General features: G+C 64.2%; 23 protein-coding genes. 3 read left to right on the top strand and 20 right to left on the bottom strand.

Annotation, left to right across the window (positions count from 1 at the left end):
• Positions 1 to 13: 13 nt before the first annotated feature.
• The 17 genes from RVX_RS12845 to RVX_RS12925 form a co-directional block, all read right to left on the bottom strand.
• A complete protein-coding gene (locus RVX_RS12845; protein ID WP_116306250.1) occupies positions 14 to 382 on the bottom strand; it encodes a DUF3168 domain-containing protein in 369 nt (122 codons plus the stop codon).
• Positions 369 to 767: an HK97 gp10 family phage protein gene (locus RVX_RS12850; protein ID WP_116306252.1), complete on the bottom strand. Its 399-nt coding sequence runs from the start codon at positions 765 to 767 to the stop codon at positions 369 to 371. Before RVX_RS12850 ends, RVX_RS12845 begins: the two co-directional genes overlap by 14 nt.
• A complete protein-coding gene (locus RVX_RS12855; protein WP_116306253.1) occupies positions 767 to 1081 on the bottom strand; it encodes a phage head closure protein in 315 nt (104 codons plus the stop codon). Before RVX_RS12855 ends, RVX_RS12850 begins: the two co-directional genes overlap by 1 nt.
• A 2-nt stretch (positions 1082 to 1083) precedes the next feature.
• Positions 1084 to 1668 (bottom strand): head-tail connector protein, encoded by a 585-nt coding sequence (locus RVX_RS12860; RefSeq protein WP_116306255.1) that lies wholly within the window; start codon positions 1666 to 1668, stop codon positions 1084 to 1086.
• Entirely contained in the window at positions 1665 to 1844 is a 180-nt protein-coding gene (locus tag RVX_RS12865; protein ID WP_012612778.1) for a hypothetical protein, read from the bottom strand. Before RVX_RS12865 ends, RVX_RS12860 begins: the two co-directional genes overlap by 4 nt.
• 45 nt (positions 1845 to 1889) lie before the next feature.
• Positions 1890 to 3110, bottom strand: a complete 1221-nt coding sequence (locus RVX_RS12870; RefSeq protein ID WP_116306258.1) for a phage major capsid protein — start codon at positions 3108 to 3110, stop codon at positions 1890 to 1892.
• Positions 3111 to 3122: 12 nt separating this feature from the next.
• Positions 3123 to 3824, bottom strand: a complete 702-nt coding sequence (locus tag RVX_RS12875) for an HK97 family phage prohead protease (protein WP_012612780.1) — start codon at positions 3822 to 3824, stop codon at positions 3123 to 3125.
• Positions 3811 to 4989 (bottom strand): phage portal protein, encoded by a 1179-nt coding sequence (locus tag RVX_RS12880; RefSeq protein WP_230404632.1) that lies wholly within the window; start codon positions 4987 to 4989, stop codon positions 3811 to 3813. Before RVX_RS12880 ends, RVX_RS12875 begins: the two co-directional genes overlap by 14 nt.
• Before the next feature lie 47 nt (positions 4990 to 5036).
• Positions 5037 to 6734, bottom strand: coding sequence for a terminase large subunit (locus RVX_RS12885; protein WP_116306262.1), 1698 nt, complete (start codon positions 6732 to 6734; stop codon positions 5037 to 5039).
• A complete protein-coding gene (locus RVX_RS12890) occupies positions 6727 to 7200 on the bottom strand; it encodes a P27 family phage terminase small subunit (protein ID WP_116306264.1) in 474 nt (157 codons plus the stop codon). Before RVX_RS12890 ends, RVX_RS12885 begins: the two co-directional genes overlap by 8 nt.
• A 72-nt stretch (positions 7201 to 7272) precedes the next feature.
• Complete coding sequence (locus tag RVX_RS12895; RefSeq protein ID WP_116306266.1) at positions 7273 to 7668, bottom strand: HNH endonuclease; 396 nt, start codon at positions 7666 to 7668, stop codon at positions 7273 to 7275.
• Positions 7665 to 8096, bottom strand: coding sequence for a helix-turn-helix domain-containing protein (locus tag RVX_RS12900; protein ID WP_116306268.1), 432 nt, complete (start codon positions 8094 to 8096; stop codon positions 7665 to 7667). Before RVX_RS12900 ends, RVX_RS12895 begins: the two co-directional genes overlap by 4 nt.
• A 97-nt stretch (positions 8097 to 8193) precedes the next feature.
• Complete coding sequence (locus tag RVX_RS12905) at positions 8194 to 8526, bottom strand: phage holin family protein (protein WP_116306270.1); 333 nt, start codon at positions 8524 to 8526, stop codon at positions 8194 to 8196.
• Positions 8523 to 8708 carry a hypothetical protein gene (lysC, locus tag RVX_RS12910; RefSeq protein WP_230404636.1) on the bottom strand — a complete coding sequence of 62 codons (186 nt, stop codon included), beginning with the start codon at positions 8706 to 8708 and terminating at the stop codon, positions 8523 to 8525. The genes RVX_RS12905 and lysC overlap by 4 nt, the downstream gene beginning before the upstream one ends.
• Before the next feature lie 16 nt (positions 8709 to 8724).
• Complete coding sequence (locus tag RVX_RS12915; RefSeq protein WP_012612787.1) at positions 8725 to 9108, bottom strand: hypothetical protein; 384 nt, start codon at positions 9106 to 9108, stop codon at positions 8725 to 8727.
• 2 nt (positions 9109 to 9110) lie between these two features.
• Positions 9111 to 9518, bottom strand: coding sequence for a structural protein (locus RVX_RS12920; protein ID WP_116306272.1), 408 nt, complete (start codon positions 9516 to 9518; stop codon positions 9111 to 9113).
• A 139-nt stretch (positions 9519 to 9657) separates the two neighbouring features.
• Complete coding sequence (locus RVX_RS12925; protein ID WP_116306274.1) at positions 9658 to 9930, bottom strand: DUF5334 family protein; 273 nt, start codon at positions 9928 to 9930, stop codon at positions 9658 to 9660.
• A 384-nt stretch (positions 9931 to 10314) separates the two neighbouring features.
• On the opposite strand from RVX_RS12925, the gene RVX_RS12930 reads away from it, so the two are divergent.
• From RVX_RS12930 to RVX_RS12940, 3 genes are read left to right on the top strand one after another with little or no spacing between them, the layout of a single operon-like run.
• A complete protein-coding gene (locus RVX_RS12930) occupies positions 10315 to 10596 on the top strand; it encodes a type II toxin-antitoxin system RelE/ParE family toxin (RefSeq protein ID WP_116306276.1) in 282 nt (93 codons plus the stop codon).
• Between the two features lie 11 nt (positions 10597 to 10607).
• Positions 10608 to 11075 carry a HigA family addiction module antitoxin gene (locus RVX_RS12935; protein WP_116306278.1) on the top strand — a complete coding sequence of 156 codons (468 nt, stop codon included), beginning with the start codon at positions 10608 to 10610 and terminating at the stop codon, positions 11073 to 11075.
• A gap of 14 nt (positions 11076 to 11089) precedes the next feature.
• Entirely contained in the window at positions 11090 to 11563 is a 474-nt protein-coding gene (locus RVX_RS12940; RefSeq protein ID WP_116306280.1) for a protein-export chaperone SecB, read from the top strand.
• A 71-nt stretch (positions 11564 to 11634) separates the two neighbouring features.
• Here RVX_RS12940 and RVX_RS12945 read toward each other — a convergent pair whose 3' ends face one another.
• From RVX_RS12945 to RVX_RS12955, 3 genes are read right to left on the bottom strand one after another with little or no spacing between them, the layout of a single operon-like run.
• Entirely contained in the window at positions 11635 to 12102 is a 468-nt protein-coding gene (locus RVX_RS12945; RefSeq protein ID WP_230404637.1) for a DUF1064 domain-containing protein, read from the bottom strand.
• Entirely contained in the window at positions 12099 to 12731 is a 633-nt protein-coding gene (locus tag RVX_RS12950; protein ID WP_116306282.1) for a hypothetical protein, read from the bottom strand. The genes RVX_RS12945 and RVX_RS12950 overlap by 4 nt, the downstream gene beginning before the upstream one ends.
• Complete coding sequence (locus RVX_RS12955) at positions 12728 to 13585, bottom strand: DUF4373 domain-containing protein (RefSeq protein ID WP_196610375.1); 858 nt, start codon at positions 13583 to 13585, stop codon at positions 12728 to 12730. The genes RVX_RS12950 and RVX_RS12955 overlap by 4 nt, the downstream gene beginning before the upstream one ends.
• Between the last annotated feature and the right edge of the window lie 29 nt (positions 13586 to 13614).

A 13614-nucleotide genomic window follows, 5' to 3' on the forward strand; every position in this document is an offset into this window, starting at 1 on the left:
TGAACCCTCCGGGCTACGCCCACACGATGAAGTCCATGGAAACACGGCAAACACGCGCCTCCTCGTCCGAGAGGTCGCGGTCCTCGTCCAGTTCGGCGGCGAACTCGGCACCGGCCATCACGCCGCGCACCGCCTTCGCCAACCGCTTTGCCTCGGGATAGGTCTTGGCCCAGGCGTCGATCTGGATGCTGATGCGCTCGCACGGGGCCTCCCCATCCAGAACCGCCTCCGGGGCCCCGCTCACCCGCTGATAGGTGATGAACGGCAACGGCGCGCCCTTGGGCGCGGACAGCGGGAAGATGCGCCGGGACACGATTCCGGCCACGCCCGCATCCGCCGCAAGGGCGGCCTGCATCACCTGCTCGAAATCAACCCCGCTCATCGTAGGCACCCCCGAGACGGGCCTGAATCTCATGCAGGGCGGCCCGCACACGCCTGTCCCGCGCCGGACGCAGGAAGGGATGCGCCGGGACATGCCCCACGGTCCGGCCGTTCGCGTCGATCATGGCGTGTCCGAACTCCACGAGGTGCGCATGCGGCGCGCGAGCGACAACGATGTAGCCGCCTCCCTCGAACTTGGACTTCTGGGCCTTGATCGACTTGCGCAGTTTCCCGGTCTTGTCGGCGAATGCCGCCGTGTTTCGGGCGTCGGACGCGATGAGCTCTGCAAGCATCGCAAGCTCGGGATCGAGCATCGCGCGCACCTGCTCGGCCACGGCATCGTCCGGGATGTCCACGGTCACGGAACTCACGGGAATGAGCGGCATCAGTTCATCTCCTTGCACATCAGGTGCATCTCGCCCCCATCAAGGGACAGCACCGCGTCGATGGTCAGCACCCGCGCGCCGAACGACACCCGCATGTCGGCCCGCACGTCGCTCCGGCTCCGGATGCACACCCGGTGCGTCACCTCGGACTGTGCCTGCGCCGCCGCAAAGAACTCACGCCCGGCAATCGGCTCCACAGCGGCCCACACGGTGGCCACGTCCTGCCATTCCGTGGCGTCCGCCCCGCCCCATTCCCCCGGCTGGTGCATGGGGGCCTGGAGCGTGATGCGGTGACGCAGCAGTCCGGCGCGCATGGTCAGGCTCCCACCATCACGTAGGGGTCGAGCAGGCAGTCCACAAAGTCGCGGGTCATGCGGGTCACCAGCGTCCCGGTGATGAAGGTTTCGCGCTGGGCATACAGCCCACCGATGCGCACCAGCATCCACTGCCGGATTGCGTGGGGCGTCGTGGCCCGAGCGTTCTCCTCATCTCCTTCCACCGGCCAGCCCGCTTTCACGCGCACCGTCACCTCGGCCCCATCGGGAAAGCCCGGCAGTGGCGTGAACGTCCCCCGCACGGGATGCTCCTGCGGGGACAGACCGGAGGGGACTAGGGAATAGAGTCCCCGGTCCACCTCCGCCCCGTCCACGGTCACGGCCTCCACCTCACGCACGGGAGCAAGAGACAGGAGCACCGGGCTCACCAGCGGGCCGGGCATGGTGATCCTCCAGGACGAATCCACAAAGACCCGCCCGGTCAGCGTCTCGCCTTGCTCCCGCACCGCGACGATGAGCGCGGTCAACAGCGCGTCATCCTCGGAGACCTCCACCCGGCAATGGGCCTTGGCCTCGCCGAGGGTTACGGGCTCGATGCGGGGAGCGGCGACACGGCGGATGATCATTTCTGCTCCTGCCCCCCGGCGGGCTTGCTGTTCTTGGCGTCTTCGGCCACGACACCGGCGGCCCTGGCCTGCGCGGCAACCTCGTCGTCCACCTTCACGACACCAGCGGGGTAGTCCTCGGGCCAGCATCCGTTGCGCCAGTAGCGGAACGATTCTTTCAGCGTGATCTTCTGCATGGGGTCTCCTGTGCGGCCGGGGCCTCTCGATCCCGGCCTTTACCGTTACGCGGCCAGCTTCAGGAGCTTCACGGCCTGGGAATCCGCCAGCATGCTCCCCACGCGCTTCGTGGTGTAGAAATGCACGTAGGGCTTGTTGGTGAACGGATCGCGCAAGCTGCGGATGCCGATGCGGTCGATGATCCAGAAGCCGCGCCAGTAATTGCCGAAGGCGATGGGGATGGCACCGGCCCCGATGTCGGGCATGTCCTCGTTCTCGGTGACCCCGTAGCCAAGCAGCATGGCGGGCTGGCCAGCCTGGAGGCTCGGCGACCAGATGTAGTTGCCCTCGGCGTCCTTCCACTTCCGCACCGTGGCCTGCGTCTTCCCGTTCATCATGAACGTGGCGCCGGACCGGTGCCCCTTCTTGAGGGTGTAGATGAGGTCGATCAGGTCATCGGCAGGATTCACGTCGGCGGTGCGGGCCTTGAAGCCACCGGCAACGCCCGTGGTCAGGAACTGGAGCGTGCCGAAGTCGCGTTCGCTGTCGGGTTCCGCGCTCTGGGGGTAGGCCAGAAGCCCCTTGGGCTTGTTGGCACCGTCACCGTGGATGAAGGCCGCGCCTTCCTGCTCCGCAAACTCGGTCACGATGTCCGCGCCCAGTTCGGCCTCGACGTTGTAGAACAGGTCGTCGAGGGCCTTCTGGGTAACAGCCGGATTGGCGTAGACTTCGCCCATCACGGGCTTGAGCTCGGCCAGAGTCGGCGTGCCGGTTTCCGGGCGAGCGGACTTCTCACCCACCCAGCCCGAAGCCGTACCGCCGAGGTTCACCAGCTTGCGGTACTCCTCGGTCCCGATGGTCACGACGCGGCACACCTGGCGCATGGGGGACTCGTCGCGCAGGAGGCGCGTGATCTCCTTGTCCTGCTCGATCGGCAGCGCGTAGCCGCCATCGGCGGGGGTGCCGACGCTGATGGCCTTGGCCTCGATCTCGGCCAGGCCGGTCTCGTCACCCTTGCGCGCCCAGCGGTTCCACGCCGCCTTGTGCTCGGCGTGAAGCTGGGCTTCCTCGTCGCCGCCCGCACCGGGGCGGTTGGCCTTCTTGGCCAGGTCGTCCAGTTCCTTCCCCAAGCGGGAAAGTTCGGCGTTGGCCTTCTCGACCTTGGCTTCGAGTTCCGAGACGGCCTTGCCTTCGGCCATGGCCTTCAGCCGCTCATCGTTGGCCTTCTTGAACTCCTCGAAGGCCGTCCCCTGCTGTTCGAGCAGGCGCTTGATTTCCTCGCTCATACTTTGTCTCCGCTACGCCCGGAGGGCGTCGATGTTCCGCCGCACCATGGCGGCAAGTTCGTCAACGTCGCCTTCCTCAGCGTCCCGCAGAGGCAAGCCCTTGAAGCCATCCGCAAGGATGAGCTTCGCCTGTTTCCTCGAAAACCCGGCTTCTCGCAGGGCAAATTCCGCTTCCCGGATGGTGGGGCACTCGCCGTCGCTCTTGACCCCGGTGACCCGAGCCTTTCCGTTGGCCGGGAAGGTCACGAGGGACACCTCGACAAGTTCGATGGCGGTGAGGGTGCGCCGGGGCTCTTCCGGCTTCGACCGCGCAACCCATTCCTTGGCGATGTAGCCGATGCTCATCCCGTTGATGGCCGGGCGCGGCTTCATCTTCATCAGCGTGTAGATTTCCCGACCGCGCGGCGTGTCGGCCAGCGTGCCCTCCACGTAGAGCCCGTGCCCGTCCTCGCGGATTTCGGTCCACACGCCGACCGGCGTGAAGTCGTCGGCCCCGATGCCCCACCCGCCGTGCTGGAGGAGCATGGCGGGCCACACGCCCGAGGTCTTGAACTCCGCGATGGTCTTGGTGAACGCGCCCTTGGCGATCACATCACCGTAAGCGTCCATGTTCCCGAACACCGCGCCATACCCGCTGAACGTCATGGAGGCGGTATCCTGGCCAGCGCCCTCGGCGAGTTTCAGGTCGAGCAGGCCGAAGCTAAGCCTTTCCATCGCTTCCCTCCGTGCGTTCCGGCGCGGAGCCGGGTTCCACCATGTTCAGCGGCACCCGGTATTCGTCGCCGCCCTCATAGGGATTCATGTCTTCAAGCTCCCGGATGTCGTTGGGGGACAGAGCACCCACCCCGTAGAGCCGAGTGTAGAATTCCGCACGGTCCCGCGCGGCCCCGCGCATGAGGCCGTTGGCATTGAACCGCAGGTAGTACCCCTTTGCCCTTTCCTCCGCCGTCAGCAGCTTCTGCGTGCCGCTCTGCTCGATGCAGGTGTACCAGGGGCCAAGGGTATGCACGCCGTGCTGGAGGAACATCTGTTCGGCGCTGGCGTAGGTGCTGGCCTTGTCGTAGTGGCCGACCATGATGGGCAGCACGCCAAAGGCCCGGCAGACCTCCTCGACCTGGTGCCGTCGGGTTTCGAGGAACTGGGCCTGATCGTTGGGCGACACGAGGGGAAACCACTTCATGCCGCCGCCGAGGATCGCGGTCTTGAAGGCGTTCTCGTTCCCACCGTGGGCCGACTGCCAGGCCTCGCGCAGTTCCTTGCGCTGCTCCAGCGTCAGGTTGATTTCCGTCGTGAGCAGGCCCGACATCCGGGCTCCGTTCTTGAAAAGGCGGGCACCGTGTTCTTCCGTGGCCAGGGCAAGCCCGATGGCCTCGCGCGCCTGCCGCACACCATCAAGTCCGCACACCCCATCCCAGGACAACCAGCGGAGATGCCACATGTCCGCCGCAGGCACCCGCACCCGCTTTCCGTCCTTGGTCGAGAGGTCGTAGGTGAGCTCCCACCCATTGCGCGTGACGGTCACGGAGCCCGGCTGGTACGGCAGCATCTCGACGATGCGGTCGCCCACGCGGTTCAACCAGACGAAGGCGTTGCCGGTCAGGCTAAGATGCAGTCCGAGCATGTGCCGGAATTCGAAGCTGGTCTGGTACTCGTTGGGGCCATGGGCCACGAGGGAGAACAGCGGGTGGGCCGACGCCTCCATTCGTGTCCGGCCATCCGCCCGGTAGAGCTTGAACGGCACCTGTGCGAGGCCGTTGGCGATGACGCGGGCGCAAGCGAGCACCGCAGTGCATTGGATGGCCGTAGCCGCCGTCACGTGGACGCCGCTCTTGGCCAAAACCCCACCCAGCACCTCCGCCAACAGGTCGTAGGAGGTCATGCGGACGCCCTTCCCTTCGCGCCGGAACAAGCGGGACAACCAGCCCATCACCAGACCTCCGCGAAGATTTCCGGTTCCTCGGCGGGGGCGGCCAGGGCACGCCCAACCGCCATGATCAGGGCAACGGCGCCGTCGATCTTGGAGCTCTCGCGCTCCTTGGTCGGGTAGAAGTATTTCACCGGCCCGCCGCCGCGCGCCTGCTTGAGCACCACGTTGCCCATCATCCACGTGAGCACCGGATCATCGGCATGCCGGATGGTACGGGCGGCGATGCGCGCTTCGAGCTCCTTCATGGGTTCGCTCAGGTTGCCCGGCCCCTGCGTCACCTCCACGATGTCGAACTTGGCCCAGCGGGCTACCCGATCCATGAGGAACGTCGCTTCGCGCGGGTCGTAGCCGATGGCCTTCACGTCCAGCAGGTCGGCCCATGCGCGCATGTCGTCCTCGATCTGGCCGAAGTCGGTACGTGCCCCGTCGGAAACGGTGAGCGCACCCACATCACGGAACGTCCGGTAATGGGCGTTCTGCGGCTTCTCAACGGTATCGCTAGGCAGGTAGTGCCGGGCGAACACCCGCAGCAGTTCGCCATCCTCGACCACGGCCAGGAGGGAAGCCACGTCGGTACGGCTGGCGAGATCGAGTCCGAGCCAGGCCCGGTGCCCGGCGAAGTCCTCGATGCGCATGCCGGGGGCCGCGCACTCTGCCCACTTCACCATGTCGGTCCACGCCTGCCCCGCGTTCATCCACTTGTTCAGGTGCTTGCACAGGATGATGTTGCGGCGCGCCGGGCTGGTCATGGCTTCCCGGTAGCGGGCGCGCAGGTAGTCCTCGTGCAGGCTCACGCCAAAGTTCGGGTTGGCCTTGCGCCACACCGCGAAGTCCTTCCAGTCGTCGGACTCGTCCACGCCGAACATGATCACCAGCACGGTCGGATCGAGCGCGCCTGCCTCCAACTCCTTGGCCAGTCGGTCCCGGTGTTCGTAGCAGGGAGCGGAGGTATCCACCCCCGCCGTGGTGATGACCACCAGCAGGGGTTGCGTACGCGCGCCCATGCCGGTCTTCATGGTGTCGTAGAGGTCCGGCGTCTTGTGCTCGTGGAACTCGTCCACGAGAGCCCCGTGCGGACTGGCCCCATCACCGGGCTTGCCCACCACTGCCTCAAAGCGGCTGGCGCTCGCCAACTGGTAGATGGTGCCGGGGTTCTTCTCCGTGCCACCAAGGTCGATCCCGAAATGCTCCCGGTAGGCGTGGTTCCGCAGGGTCATCATCCACGCGGGCCGGAAGACCTCCAGCGCCTGGTCGAGCGTGGTGGCCCCCGAGTAGACCTCGGCACCGGGTTCCGAGTCGGCTACCAGCAGGTAGTTGCCGATGATGGCTCCGAGCATCGACTTGCCGTTCTTGCGCGGTATTTCGGCGTAGAGTTCCCTGAACCGGCGCAAACCATCCTCCCGGACCCACCCGAACAGGCAGCCCAACAGGAAGACTTGCCACTCCTCCAGGCGCACCCGCTGCCCAGCCCACTTTCCTTTGACGTGGACCATATTCTCGGCGAAGGCGCAGACCCGGTTGGCCTTCTCGGCAGAGAACGCATAGGGGCTTCCGCCTCCCTCGACCGCTGCGAGGTCGGACAGGTGCCGCTTGCAGGCTAACACAACCCGCCTGCCCGCGACGGCCTTCCCGGCCACCACGGCATGCGCGTATGCATGCACCCGCTCCGCGTAGCTCTTGGCGCGCTGCCTACCCACCGAATGCCCCCCACGGGTTCTCGTCGCTCTGCCCCTTCTGCGGACGGCCCACGCGGCCAATCGACGCGGGGGTAAGCCCGAACTCGGCGGCCAGCGATTGCGCATGCCTGCGCGCCTCGTTCAGCATGGCCACCTCCGGATAAGGCCGACACATCACGTCACCCTGCGCGGTGGTCGTGGTGTACGAGCGACCGTTCTCGCGGATGAACCGCTCAAGCTCCTCGATCTCGGCAAGACGGGCGGCCAGCAGTCCCAGCGTTTCCTCGAAGGTCTCGGAGGCCAGCCCAAGCGGCGAGAGCTTGGCGCAGAGCACTCCGAACCACACCAGCGCCCGCCCCGAAAGGAACGCAGGGGCGTTCGCCACCACCGCCGATGGTTCAGGCGCGGCCTCGTTTGCCCGGTCCTTGCGGAACGTGCCCTGGAGCACCTTCAGGGTACGTGGTTTCTGCTTCCGTCCTGTCGCCACTTTTGGTCCTCAGTTTTGACATCGCGCGGAATCGGGAGACCACTCCGGTCTACCGGTTGCCCACTCAAAGATTTACCCTCCCCCTCCCCTTGGCCGCCCGCCGTCCTCGCGGTTGGTCTTGGCGGTGTGACACCGGTGGCAAAGGGGTTGGAGGTTCGCCATGTCGTCTGTTCCGCCGCGCGCCCTGCTCACGATGTGGTCAACGTCGGTGGCAGGTACGAGGTGGCCTTGGGCTGCACAGGCACGGCAGAGCGGCTCCTCGCGGAGCACTTGGGCGCGGATGGCCCGCCATGCCCGGCCATAGCCACGTGCGGCAGCGCTTCCCCTTGCCTTGTCCTGCTTGGCCTCGCGTTCAGCCGCTCGGACTCGCGCCGCTTCGGCGTGCGGTGGGCAGTAGCCCGAGGCGTCGCGGGTCAGGGCCCGGCAACCGGGATGCCGACAGGGCTTGAGGGGCCGGAGGGTGCTCATGTGCGCCTCCTAGCCTCCCGCTTGCATCGCTCTTCGGCGAGGGTGCTGTAGGTGGTGTCGAGGCCCCATGGATGGGGGCCGATAGGACACTGGTGTCCTATCAGAGCGGACACGGGTGTCCTCTCCACTATTCCACCTCTCTTTCCACCCTCCGGAGGGCTTGCAGCCCTCAGCACAGAGGAGCGCCCTGTGCGCTGGGAGACGAAGAGTCCGGAGACCACAAGTGTGGCCACAGCGCGCCGGACGGTCCTGACGGTGACCCCGCAGAGTTCCGCCAGCCTGGCTTGGGAAATTCGTGCGCGCCCGGAGCGCGCATCGAGCGAGAGCGCCAGCACGAGCCCGACGAGCCGTTCGGTTGGCGTCAGGGCTGCCGCAAGGATGCGGCGCTGGAGTGCGAAGGTGTCTGTGCATGGGCGTTCGCTCGTCATGTTGGCAGGGGCGGGTTGTTGTTGCCTTCGGGCGTGGCCCCGCCCCTGTGCCCCACGGCTCCGCGCACCAACGCAGCCCGTGGCGGCGGCCCGAGAACTATTCCTCGTTTCCCCCGGTCTTGCCGGTGCCCGTCCGGCTTCCGAGGAGTGCGCCAATCACCTCGGCAATCCGTCCCTGCAATGCATCCAGCACGGCACCGCCGGAGTACGCGGAGACAGACGCGCATGCGACGCGGGCCGTCTCCGGTAGCGATGTCAGGTCCACCAGCATCAGGTTGGTCACAACCCCGGCGAAGAGGGCGACGACGATGGAGCAGAACCAGCCCCACAGGCTTTTCTCTCCACACTTGGCTGCGCGGGCCATGCCTCCGGCCACGGAGAGGGCCAGCACGAGCCACATGCTGGTGAGCCAATCCTTGATCTCGTTCATTCGGTGCCCGCCCATTTCCGCATCCCCGCCTTGTCGGCATTGCACCTGCCCAGGGCCGCTCGGCTGTCCTGCGCGTAGTCCAGCAGGTCACCATTGGTTGCCCCGTCCCAAACGGGCGGGTCGGGTGTCGGAGTCTCCTGCATGAGCGTGGCGGGCGGCGTGAGCCTGACGGTTTCGGGCACGGCCACGACCTCCCGCCTATTCGCGGAACAGGCCCCGCACAGCATCAGGCAGAGGCACAGCGTTCCAATCGCGTACGGTCTGGTCATTGCGCAGGGCCTCCTGCCACGTCCGACGGTCAGCGACCCGTCGGGCGTTGATGTCGTTGATGCGCTGATCCCGCTCGGCAAGGAGCGTGTCCCGCTTGGTGATCTCGGATTCCATGGCCTTGAGCGAGGTCGCGTAGGCGGCATTGGACGCCCGGAGGGTCTCCGCAGTGCTCTGCGCCTCGGAAAGTTCGGCCCGGAGCGCCCTGATCTGCATTTCGCGGATGTAGAGCGCCCCGCCGAGAGCGGCGACAACAAGGGCCACCGTACCGGCTGCTAGGAGCTTGCGACTCAGGCTGCTGGGCAAAAGCGCCATGGCTAGGCCCTCTCCACCGCCATGCCGACCCCGCGCCCGATGGTGGCCGTGTCATAGGGGTGCTGGCCGTTCTCGTGCCGGATGATGCAGGCGACGAGGGTGGGCAGCACATCGGCTACGACAATGGGATCGTCAGGGCCGACGCCGAGACGCTCCGCGACGTGGCGGATGTAGGCTTCGGTGTTGTTCTCGGTCGGGGGTGCCCAGCGCGAGATGATCTGCCGGACCGTCTTGAGCCCGTGCTTGCGCTGGTAGTTGAGCAGGATGACGGCCATCGCACGGATGCCGTCTTCGGGCGTGGCGAACGTGCAGAAGTCGGGATCGCCCTGGATCGGGGCGAGTCCCTTCCACTTGTCACCGTGGCGGATGTTGCCGGGGTTGTTGTTGCGGATGCCGCGCGGGATAGCCATGGCTACGCTCCTGTTTGGAAGAAGCGTAGCGCGGGGAGGCGGGAGAGAGGCAAGGAAAGGAGAGTTGGAAACCCCTGTTTCCAACCACAAAACAGGAGACCCCCTTAACGGGGGGCCACGCATAGTTTTTTAGACATTGTTAATCTTCCATCTCAAGCACACGGTACTCTCCTGCATCGCCATCGTACACTTCAACTTCAACGCCATATCTCGTAGCGCGCACGTCTTCTACATCAACATCTTTATATTGCCCATCGGAGTAATCATAAATTTCTATGGTTTCTCCAGGGCGCACCAAGTTCCCCTTGTCAATCTCAACGTCCGCTCCTCGCTCTTGATCATACCCACTCCACGCATGGGCAACTCCTCCCCAAAAAATCACCATTACCATCGCAAGTAACATGTTACGCATATTTTACACTCCCTTGCCGAGGAGATACCAAACCTTCCCCGCAAAACGAAGCCCTTTATAGCGTTGGGAGTTGTGGGGTGATATTGAGTGGAGACGTCCACCGAATCCACTCGCCCTGAACCTGTTCCCGTCGATCTCCCACGCCCCCACACCCAGGACACGTATAGGTCACGTCCCTGTCGTCAGGCCCAGCTGGGCGTGTCTTCAGGACAAGCAACAGCGTCCCGCACTCCGGGCACCGCACGCCATTCCTCGGCCTCGCCATCAGCACTTCCTCCCGGCGCTCGCGCGCTTTCAGGTTTACCACTCTTTTTCCATACCCTGGCTTGACAGACTGAGCCTTCCCTCATAATTTAACGCTACACGGTAAACGCTGGACGGCAAATGATAGCTTCATTCCGCTGCAAAGAAACGCAGGCGCTCTTCGAGGAGGACGCGCCAAGCAAAAAATTTGGGAGCATAGCCAATCCTGCCCGCCGCAAGCTCGATATGCTTGCGGCGGCGACGCGCTTGGAAGACCTACGCTCTCCACCCGGCAATCGCTTAGAGGCCCTCTCGGGCAATCGCCAAGGACAACACAGCATCAGAGTCAACGACCAATGGCGAATCTGTTTTGTCTGGCTTGCTGGGTCAGCGCACAACGTTGAAATTGTAGACTACCATTAATGGAGGATGCCATGCGCATACGCACGCACCCCGGCGAAATACTGCTTGAAGAATTTCTTAAGCCTTTAAACATGACACCGCACGCATTATCTGTCGAAATACGCGCTTCTGCAACGCGCATAAACGATATTGTACGCCTGAAAAGAAACATTACAGCTGACACAGCCACTAGGCTTGCAAGGTTTTTTGGAACAAGCTCAGAATTCTGGATGAACCTTCAGGCTGCATATGACATATCAATAGTCGAGCATGAAAAAGAAGAAGAACTCTCTAAAATAATACCGCACACAGCACGTGAGATTGAGGCCCACACCACAGCCTATAAAGATCACGTCGCGTGGGAAAAGCCCAGCCACGCGAAAGAAACCGAAACAATAGAGTTGTACCGAGGCCTGCTCGGACAGATGCAGAGAACCATCCCTCTACCGACGAGTATCCAAAGCAATACCTGCGGGCTACAGCGTCCATTGGCTGCCTAGCACACGGATTACAAATGGAAATTAAGAATACCAGAAAGCCGCCCGTGGAAATCTCGGCCCACTTCTTTACTGAGGTCGAGGTTATCGCTGACGCCTCTGCAATCTCGGACATCAATGCCCGGAAACCAATTGGATATGAATTTAAACGAGATGTAGAGCTCGCCCCCCCAATACAGGGTTCAGAAGACTTCCTGGTGACTCTCACTGTTTGGACAGAAGAAGCAGAAGACATGATAAAGGCGTATAATGTCAGGGTTAAGGTTGTCGGCTTCATCAAAGTCGGCAACGAGGTACCCGAAGCAGAACGCCAAGGCATTGCAGCATGCATAGGAGCTTCTCTTCTGTACAGTGCAGCGCGAGAATATATATACACCCTGACCCAACGCGGACCGTATCCTCCAATATATCTCCCCACGGTCTCTTTCCTCCCCAATGGAGATGCACCAAGCGATCAACAGGAAGCGCCACAACTCCCCTCATCCATCTGAACATCTACAGGCCCCACCTCGGTGGGGCTTTTGATTACCCGCCCCTCCTCAACTCGCATTCCTAAATGCGCCTAGAACCTCTCCACGTCCCACTCACCGCGCTTGCCAGGCTTCACGGCCACGAATGTGAACCAGGGCTTCTGCTTGGCCGCGACCTTGATCTTCACACGGGCATCGTCTTCCCAGTGCCCCTTCACCTCGTGAAGCTCGACAACGCCACTCGCCCGGATCACGAGAAAGTCGGGCGTGTAGAACGTCTTGTCGGCGAGCCGCAGCTTGAGCCCCTCGTAGTCCCAGCCCACGATCTTGCCCGCCCGTTCGAGGGCGGCCAGATACTCGGCATACCGGGCCTCGGTCTGGTTCATCCCCTCGTTGCGGTAGGTCCGACCAGGCGCGGGAAGCCGCCCCTTGGCCTTCACCGGCGCCGGGACACCTGCCGGGCGCTGCACGGATGGCGCTGTCTGCACCGGCGCACGGTTGCGCATCCACTTCTCCAGCCCCCCAGCCGCCTTGATCTCTGCTGCGCTGACCGTGCTCATCGTGCGACCCCCGCCAGGGCTTCGGCGCGTGCCCGCTCGTGTTCCGGCCGCTCCTGCCAGTCCACGCCGCCACGCTCGAAGGCCCGCACCGCGCGCGGCACCGGCCCGCCATGGTTGCCCCTGTCCGGGTAGAGCCCGAGGCGTTCGCGCTCGAAGGCGACGGTGCCGCCCACGTAGCCGCGCGGCATGACCATGAGTCCCAGCGCCTCGATGTCGCGTCGGGTCTCCCCGTTGCCGCCGGGATGGCACCGGCACCGGCGGACCAGGCGCTGCCACGTCTCCGTTCCGGTGCGCGGATCGCGGGCCGGTGCCCAGGCGAAGATCACGCCCGGCACATCGCATTCCGGGCAGCAGCGGGAATCGCTGACCACCTGCTCGGGGTGGTTGGCCTGCCACTCCTCCCACAGCACGCGGATAGCCTGGCCGAGGTTGCGCGGCAGCGTGGCGCCGTCGAGCAGACGCTGCCGAATCCACTCCAGCGGTGGCCCCGACGGGACATGCCCGCACTGCTCGAACCAGATGTCGCGGGAACGCTCGCCGGGTGGGTTGCACCCGAACCCCGCGTAGACATCGCTGACCAGCGCCTCGAATGCCGTCCGGCCCATGTTCTTTGGCGTTGCCTTGCTCATGCCCGTACCTCCGTCTGCTCTGCTTCTCTGGCCAGCCTGGCCTCATAGTCGGCGGTGTTGATCTCGTGGAACGACTTGCCCCGCAGGTTGGCGTACGGGTCCGGCGACCGTGGCGGCTTATTGAGCCAAAACCGCCCTGCGAGGAACTTCTGGGGCGACGGGATGAACCGCCCGCCCTCCTTGGCCCACTGCTCGCTGCCCTCCCACTCGGACAGGGCATCGAAGAGCCGGGGGAGGCCGGGGTACGCCCTGGCCTTCTTCATGGCCAGCCACGACGGCAAGACGGCGTAGATCGGCTGCCGGGCCCGCTCAGGGTAGGCGTCGAGGAACTGCTCAAGCTCGATGTCCGGGACATGGCGAGGCGGCTCTGGCGCATCAGGCTCTTCGGGAGGGAGAGAATCGACCGGCCCCAACCCGTCTCCACCCCCCAACGGGGGGGTAGGGGGGGGCTTATCTCCTTCTGTCTCTGTATCTGTCTCTGTATCTTTGGTCCGGAGCGGCTCCGGAGCGACTCCGGAGTTCTTGACCTTCTTCCTCGACCATTCGTCGCGGTATTTCAGTATGTTGGGGATATCGATGGTGAGTGAGTTTTCGGAAAATTCCGCCGAGAAAATTCCAATTTTCGAGCAAATTTCAGCGAAATTCCGCAGTTTTTTCGGAGAAAACCCGGTGATTTTCCGCCAAAACGCAACCGGATAGGTCAGCGCGGTGCGATTGCTCCCGGCCTCGATTTGCCCGGCGATTGTCTCCAGGATGAGCCAATAGAAGCCGTACCCCTCAAGTCCGAGCTCGGACACGAGGCGCGCCATTTTCTCGTCTTGATGCGCACCGGTGAGATGCTTGAACCACCTCATGACAGCCACTCCTTGGTCACCAGCCGTGA

Source organism: Nitratidesulfovibrio sp. HK-II (genome assembly GCF_003402415.2).
Taxonomy (GTDB): Bacteria; Desulfobacterota; Desulfovibrionia; order Desulfovibrionales; family Desulfovibrionaceae; genus Cupidesulfovibrio.

Bases quoted from the DNA above. Each gene is read 5' to 3' on its own strand.
- RVX_RS12845 (WP_116306250.1), bottom strand. From the start codon at position 382: ATGAGCGGGGTTGATTTCGAGCAGGTGATGCAGGCCGCCCTTGCGGCG.
- RVX_RS12850 (WP_116306252.1), bottom strand. From the start codon at position 767: ATGCCGCTCATTCCCGTGAGTTCCGTGACCGTGGACATCCCGGACGAT.
- RVX_RS12855 (WP_116306253.1), bottom strand. From the start codon at position 1,081: ATGCGCGCCGGACTGCTGCGTCACCGCATCACGCTCCAGGCCCCCATG.
- RVX_RS12860 (WP_116306255.1), bottom strand. From the start codon at position 1,668: ATGATCATCCGCCGTGTCGCCGCTCCCCGCATCGAGCCCGTAACCCTC.
- RVX_RS12865 (WP_012612778.1), bottom strand. From the start codon at position 1,844: ATGCAGAAGATCACGCTGAAAGAATCGTTCCGCTACTGGCGCAACGGA.
- RVX_RS12870 (WP_116306258.1), bottom strand. From the start codon at position 3,110: ATGAGCGAGGAAATCAAGCGCCTGCTCGAACAGCAGGGGACGGCCTTC.
- RVX_RS12875 (WP_012612780.1), bottom strand. From the start codon at position 3,824: ATGGAAAGGCTTAGCTTCGGCCTGCTCGACCTGAAACTCGCCGAGGGC.
- RVX_RS12880 (WP_230404632.1), bottom strand. From the start codon at position 4,989: ATGACCTCCTACGACCTGTTGGCGGAGGTGCTGGGTGGGGTTTTGGCC.
- RVX_RS12895 (WP_116306266.1), bottom strand. From the start codon at position 7,668: ATGAGCACCCTCCGGCCCCTCAAGCCCTGTCGGCATCCCGGTTGCCGG.
- RVX_RS12900 (WP_116306268.1), bottom strand. From the start codon at position 8,096: ATGACGAGCGAACGCCCATGCACAGACACCTTCGCACTCCAGCGCCGC.
- RVX_RS12905 (WP_116306270.1), bottom strand. From the start codon at position 8,526: ATGAACGAGATCAAGGATTGGCTCACCAGCATGTGGCTCGTGCTGGCC.
- RVX_RS12915 (WP_012612787.1), bottom strand. From the start codon at position 9,108: ATGGCGCTTTTGCCCAGCAGCCTGAGTCGCAAGCTCCTAGCAGCCGGT.
- RVX_RS12920 (WP_116306272.1), bottom strand. From the start codon at position 9,518: ATGGCTATCCCGCGCGGCATCCGCAACAACAACCCCGGCAACATCCGC.
- RVX_RS12925 (WP_116306274.1), bottom strand. From the start codon at position 9,930: ATGCGTAACATGTTACTTGCGATGGTAATGGTGATTTTTTGGGGAGGA.
- RVX_RS12930 (WP_116306276.1), top strand. From the start codon at position 10,315: ATGATAGCTTCATTCCGCTGCAAAGAAACGCAGGCGCTCTTCGAGGAG.
- RVX_RS12935 (WP_116306278.1), top strand. From the start codon at position 10,608: ATGCGCATACGCACGCACCCCGGCGAAATACTGCTTGAAGAATTTCTT.
- RVX_RS12940 (WP_116306280.1), top strand. From the start codon at position 11,090: ATGGAAATTAAGAATACCAGAAAGCCGCCCGTGGAAATCTCGGCCCAC.
- RVX_RS12945 (WP_230404637.1), bottom strand. From the start codon at position 12,102: ATGAGCACGGTCAGCGCAGCAGAGATCAAGGCGGCTGGGGGGCTGGAG.
- RVX_RS12950 (WP_116306282.1), bottom strand. From the start codon at position 12,731: ATGAGCAAGGCAACGCCAAAGAACATGGGCCGGACGGCATTCGAGGCG.
- RVX_RS12955 (WP_196610375.1), bottom strand. From the start codon at position 13,585: ATGAGGTGGTTCAAGCATCTCACCGGTGCGCATCAAGACGAGAAAATG.